Genomic DNA, 6,024 nt, shown 5'->3' on the forward strand with positions numbered 1-6,024 from the left:
ATTCCAGGGACTTTTCCGTTGCTCTTATACTGCCAAAAACTGTAATTACCGGTATAGTCACATTGCGAGTTATATTGAGCAATCCAATGATCCCAAGAACCACTCTTAAATACAGGGTCGGTCAATATATTGTTAAACCAATTTAGGTTCGCATAAATGCCTGACTTATATCCAGCGGCAGAAATCTTATTACAGAATGTCTGAGCTCTAGATGCAATTCCAGATTGACGACCATCTGCAATAATTTTGTTATCCTCAAGATCGTAATACACCGGTAGCCTAGGATTGTGCCCGGATAGGCAGTCAATCACCATGGACGCCTCATCGGCTGCCTGCTGATTATCAAAAGCATATGAATAGATATAGACGCCGTAGGGAATTCCGAGTCGCTCGCACTCAGAAATATTTCGATTAAATTGATAGTCAACTCGACCGCCGAAGGACGGAGCGCCAAATCCAACGCGCAGAATAGCGAAATCGATGCCAGAAGCTTTAACTGCATCCCAGTCAATTCGTCCTTGATGCTCGCTGACATCGATGCCCTGCGCTGCAGCCCCATCAGGAAGAATATCCATTGACAATAAGGCTATTCCACCTTCTTCGGAAAAAGCATCCTCATCGACCAATTGTCCATCCTCATAACGCCAAGAATTCTCGACTGGGAACTGTGCAGCTTCCGCATTTGACGGGAATAGAAGCATTGAATTGGGCGTTAGCATCAGCAACGTTAATGCCAGTAGGAACATTTTAATATGTTTCACCATGTCAACTCTACTTTCGAGTAAATCATTGTTAGCCTACAGCATATATCAAGTATGTTCCCATGGGTTACCAAATGGTCTTGGTCAAAATAACGTGAAAGCAATCCACGCGCTTCGTTGTCTATACACACTTACTCATAGACAACGCTTATGCTAGTACTATTATCGGGGCACCTGAAGTAACTAAGGAAAGCAAATATATGACAAAGCCAAAACAACGTGCATACGGCATCGATATTGCTCGACTGACCTCAATGTTTATGGTTGTGCTGCTACACAACCTTGGACGAGGGGGAGTCCTTGACTGGACGCTAGATTCCATTAGAGACTTAGCATATATGGCAATTGAGAATTATGCGATTGTCGCTGTAAACGTATTTGCATTAATGTCAGGTTATTTATCCGCCGGCAGACCGATTAAGGGACGTTCCATTTTCTCGATTTGGGCAACAGCATGTTTTTGGTCCACAGCATCCGCACTAACGGGATTCGCGCTTGGACAAATCAGTAAAATCGAATTGTTTGCTTCGCCATTTCCGGTTTCCACTGCAGAATATTGGTATCTAAATAGCTTTCTTCTTCTGCAGCTAATGGTGCCATTCCTTAATTGCGCAATCGAATCATTGACATCATTTCAGTTGGGCTTAACATCTTCAGCGTTGCTAATTGCCTCAACTCTATTTGAATCAACAGGGTTAAATGAAGGCTATTCTACGATGTGGCTTGCCGTACTCTGGCTTGCCGGTGCATCGATTAAAAGAAATAAAGAAACTATAGACAAGGTCGTGAGTACAAAACGGCTGTTCTTTGTATATTTATTGCTGCCACTTGTCGTTTTATATCACCAGTGGAACGACGTTCATGTGCTACAGATGAATCCCCTTCGATGGCTCGCCTATTCCAACCCCTACGTTGCAACGAGTTCTATTTGTCTCTTCATCCTCGCAACAAGAATTAACGTCAGTTCAGAAAAACTGCAACAGCTACTAAAGCAAGCTTCACCGTTGGCCTTTGCAGTCTACACAATAGATAATAGCAATTGGTTTTACAGCATCTGGCTCAACGGAAGACTCAGCTGGCTGCTAGACAGAACCACTTTAATTGGTGTGCCCCTTCTGATATTAATAAGCCTTGCCTTTTTCGTGGCCTTTTTAACTCTTGAGCTATTTCGAAAAAAGGCAGTGAGCCTGTTCAGCTCCGTAAAGCCTAATTGATCTAGCACCCATCGTTTAACATATTAGAAATATGTTGGACACAGTCATCAAAAAGACGCCAAAAAGATGCAAAGAAGTAGGGGCAACTTGGCCCCTACTTCTTTGCAGTTTAGCGAATCAAGATTACTTTCGATGGACCCAAAGCAGTCAAACCGGAGATGCGATTTCCATAACCATCACTATGCCAGAACAAATTTTCGCTCGGCGAATTGCCCCAGAAAAAGCCAATGTGGCTATCGTCCGCATATGGGTTGTAAGGATTGAAGAACACAATGTCCCCCTTACGAGCCAAACCGCTTCGTAACAACTCATCAATAGAGTTGAAATAAGTCACGTTCGCGCACGTATCGATAGCGTAGCCGTACCAACGATACGCGTTTACGCAGCCGCCCCTTCCGGGACCTCCACTCCAAGGGGAATGGCTCTGCTCGGCGGCAATGGGAGCTAAATTACCGCCCGCTTTCATATACGCATGCGATACAAATCCACCACAATTCATGCCCGTATAACCGTCCCAACGCGGATCGCCCTTTGGGTATATGCACGTTTCCTGGCTGAGATGTGTGTCGTAGCGTGTTCCACGGTAATAGCCATCGTTTTCGTGGCTCATAAGCCAATTGACCAGGCTGGACCTATTGACCCCCAAAACAGAACCAGACGTATTCAACCATGCACCGCTTGCATTGAAGTAGTAGTCGACGCCATCAATTTTCAGCCACCCATTAGCAAACATGGCGCCCGAAGGCTGGAGCCAGTACCACGTACCGCCGTCATTAAGCCATCCAGTTTTCATCTTGAATGTAGAAGGGTCCATCCAATACCACGCACCGTTGACATATTGCCAACCAGACTTAAGGACACCATTGGAAGATGCGTAGTGCCAAGAATTGCCATTTTCGTCAGAAGCGTCATTCGACATAATCCAACCAGATGCCACATTAACGACACCGTTTGCGTCCGCATAGAAAACCGCGTCTCCAATATGAATTGTACCTGGCAATGAAGACAAGTCGGCACGATCAGCGATTACGGGAGATCCATCAGATGAAGTAGGCAACGGCTCGCTCAGTGCTCCAGACGAATTCGCCCATGACATACCGTCGCCCAAGTTAATCCAGCACGAAGATGCCATCGCGCCGGAATCATAAGAAAAATAGCGCGTGCTTCCTACCGCGAATTCACCAGTACGCATTGCGCCGGATACATCATCAAGGTAATACCAGGCGCTTCCGGACTTTATCCACCGTCCTCGTTGAATAGCTCCGCTTGATGCGGCGTAATACCAAGTACCATCAGCAAGTGCCCAGCCTGTTGCCATGGCACCTGAACTCGTAAGGAAATAGGTGGACGAGCCCACTTGCACAAAGCCCGTGAGCATAATATGGCTTCCTGGATCCAGGTAATACCAAAATTCCCTAGAAGCAACCAGCCTCCATGCAGCAAGCCGTTGGAGTCAGCGTAATACCAGTTATTGTCAACAAGTGCCCACTGAGAGGAGAGCATGGCCCCCGACCCGTTAAAGATATAAGGGGTTCCATTGCATGCATTCAGCCCGGTTGCCATAGAACCGTCCGCAGGATCAAGCCAGTACCAACGGCCCCCATCCGAGAGCCAGCCCTTTACCAGGGCGCCAGAGCCGGAGAAATAATGCCAGACGGAAGCATCAAGGTGCCATCCGATAAGCATTGCGCCAGAAGAGGAGAATCCATACGTGGCTTCCCCGATCTGCAGCATTGTATCGTGGACCATCTTGCCCTCATCATCCAGCCAATACCAGTTGCTGCCGTCTGAAAGCCAGCCTTTTACCATGGCGCCAGAACCGGAGAAATAACGCCAAGCAGAAGTGGAGCCCGTAGAATCTAGGTACCAGCCGACACGCATTGCGCCAGAAGAGGAGAATCCATAAGTCGCACCCCCGACTTGGACCAATCCATCCTGAGCCATTCGGCCTTCGTCGTCGAACCAGTACCAGCTACCGTTTATATGTCTCCAAGAAGAAACAGCAATTGTTCCGTCGGACAAGCCCCAACGCCAAAAACCAGCCCCCTCTTCGGGCGATATCCACCCCTGATGCCAAATAATTTGATTCGAAACCTCAGAAGAGACCTCATTATCCACCTGAGAGTTCTGCTCAACGGCGAAGGCCGATTCGCGCTGAGCATCAACACATGATTCGACAGAAGCAATAACAACGGCAGAAGAAGGGCCCTCATCATGGTTTGCCAAATCAAGAGCGCATGACATCGAGGGAGAACCCAATAGGAGCCCAAAAGAAATGAGGCCCGAAAAAACCAGCACTCCGAATGACCATTTCTTCATAGCAGCACGGTATCCAATCACGCAGCGACCCCGTCACCTCAGGGCAACGGGGCCTCAATCAAAACTAGATCAATAATGCGTTAGCCAATTTGTTGGCAGTTCTTGCACTCTCGTAAAGCACCGCGCTTCTGGGCCTCCTGGATAGAGATCTGCGAATAGCCCTTTGCGTCCTTGCCAACGGTACGACACTTATGCGTATGGTAAACATCGCTACCGCTCTTATACCAAACTAAACCGTAGCCCGGAATCCACTTGCCGTCCTCGCCGACATAGTAGGAGCCAACCCAGGCATTCGTAGCCATGGCGCCAGAAGACTGGAGGTAGTAGTCGCCGACCCAGGCGTCGTGGGCCATAGCGCCGGAACCGCTAAAGTAGTACCAGGCGCCGCCGACCTGACGCCAGCCGGTGGCCATCGCACCGGAATCGTCGAACCAGTACCAAACTCCACCAACGTTAGCCCAAGAGTTAGAGGCCATAGCGCCCGAACCTCCGAGCCAATACCACGTGCCGCCATTGCTGAGCCAGCCGGTTGCCATGGCGCCCGAACCGCTCGCATAGTACCAAGAGCCGCCTGCCAAGAACCAGCCAGTAGCCATTGCACCGGAGTCGCCGAACCAGTACCAGGAGCCGCCGAGGCTGCGCCAGCTGTTAGCGACCATGGCGCCCGAGCCGTCGAGGTAGAACCAAGTACCGCCGATGTTGAGCCAGCCAGTGACCATCGCACCGGAGGCATTAGTGTAGTACCAGGTACCCGAATCGTTGATCCAGCCAGTCAGCATGACCCCAGATTCATTGAAATAGTACCAAGCCCCGCCGAGATTATGCCAACCGGTCAATAGCTCACCGTCGGAGGTCGCATAGGACCACTTTCCGTAGATGGAGTCGTAGAACCAGCCGCCATGCTGCATGCGGCCATCGGCGTTGGCGCCAGGGGTGTTCAGGAAGTAATTCTTGCCGTCAATTTGAACTCGGCCGTATGCCATATCATGGCTTTCGGGGTAGAAGTAGTACTTGTCCCCACCGATAGACTGCCAGCCCGAAACTGCGGTCCCGTCAGCGCCAAAATAGTACCAGACGGCTTCGTAATCGTTATGCCACTGGTTCGTGACCATGGCGCCAGTTTTCGGATCGAAATAGCGAAGTTCGCCGTCCTCGCACCAGACGAGTCCGGTCTTCATGAAACCATCTTTGTTGAAATAGTATGTACCTGCGGGACGTGATGTAACTACAGAAGAATCGGTCCTCGAGGCGCTCTGATCAATTGAGTTTAAGCCTACTAGAAAATCCCTGTGAGTAGTCCCCCCAGCATTGCACTCAACGCTATACCGCGTAAGAGGGTCAGACGTCTGTTCATTTTGAGTGCCGTTCCAACCGTCATAGCCCCAGTAAGAAATCGGACGACCGTCGGAACACCATTCCGTAATCGGTCCACCGCCTCCGCCACCGCCAGCAATATCAGCAAATGAGGGCGCCGGGGCAACCGTCATGCAGGCAGCAGCAAATGCAACAACTCCCAGCACTGTTAGTCCGTGCCATCTTTCTCGAAGGTTTTTCATACGACATCCTTTCTCCGAGATTTAAGGCTCTCTAAAGTTATTTTTAAACTATCAATTCAGTTTTTCGGTAGTGTCCCGAATGTTGGTGTAGAGCTCGGTTTTCGAGGGTAGCCGCAGGCTGCCCGAGGAGCCGAGAATCACCTAGAATGCCGTCATTCTAGCGCATGCTACGCC

Annotated in this window: 3 protein-coding genes and 2 pseudogenes; 1 reads left to right on the forward strand and 4 read right to left on the reverse strand. The window is 49.7% G+C overall.

Going from position 1 to position 6,024, the window contains the following annotated elements; translation table 11 throughout:
* Nucleotides 1–11 precede the first annotated feature (11 nt).
* A pseudogene (locus tag ACTNA2_RS08390) lies at nt 12–764 on the reverse strand (glycoside hydrolase family 25 protein); the annotation flags it as partial.
* Nucleotides 765–961: 197 nt separating this feature from the next.
* Here ACTNA2_RS08390 and ACTNA2_RS08395 point away from each other — a divergent pair.
* Nucleotides 962–1,975, forward strand: a complete 1,014-nt coding sequence (locus ACTNA2_RS08395; RefSeq protein WP_441049225.1) for an acyltransferase family protein — start codon at nt 962–964, stop codon at nt 1,973–1,975.
* Between the two features lie 109 nt (nt 1,976–2,084).
* Here the strand turns inward: ACTNA2_RS08395 and ACTNA2_RS08400 are convergent, their stop codons facing one another.
* From ACTNA2_RS08400 to ACTNA2_RS08410, 3 genes and pseudogenes are all read right to left on the reverse strand, one after another.
* Nucleotides 2,085–3,293 carry a hypothetical protein gene (locus tag ACTNA2_RS08400; protein ID WP_441049232.1) on the reverse strand — a complete coding sequence of 403 codons (1,209 nt, stop codon included), beginning with the start codon at nt 3,291–3,293 and terminating at the stop codon, nt 2,085–2,087.
* 125 nt (nt 3,294–3,418) lie between these two features.
* Nucleotides 3,419–4,294, reverse strand: a pseudogene (locus ACTNA2_RS08405) (hypothetical protein); the annotation flags it as partial.
* A gap of 80 nt (nt 4,295–4,374) precedes the next feature.
* On the reverse strand, nt 4,375–5,850 hold the full coding sequence (locus ACTNA2_RS08410; RefSeq protein WP_441049227.1) for a hypothetical protein: 1,476 nt from the start codon (nt 5,848–5,850) through the stop codon (nt 4,375–4,377).
* Nucleotides 5,851–6,024: the final 174 nt, after the last annotated feature.

The organism is Collinsella sp. HCP28S3_E9 (assembly GCF_052065455.1).
Lineage (GTDB): Bacteria > Actinomycetota > Coriobacteriia > Coriobacteriales > Coriobacteriaceae > Collinsella.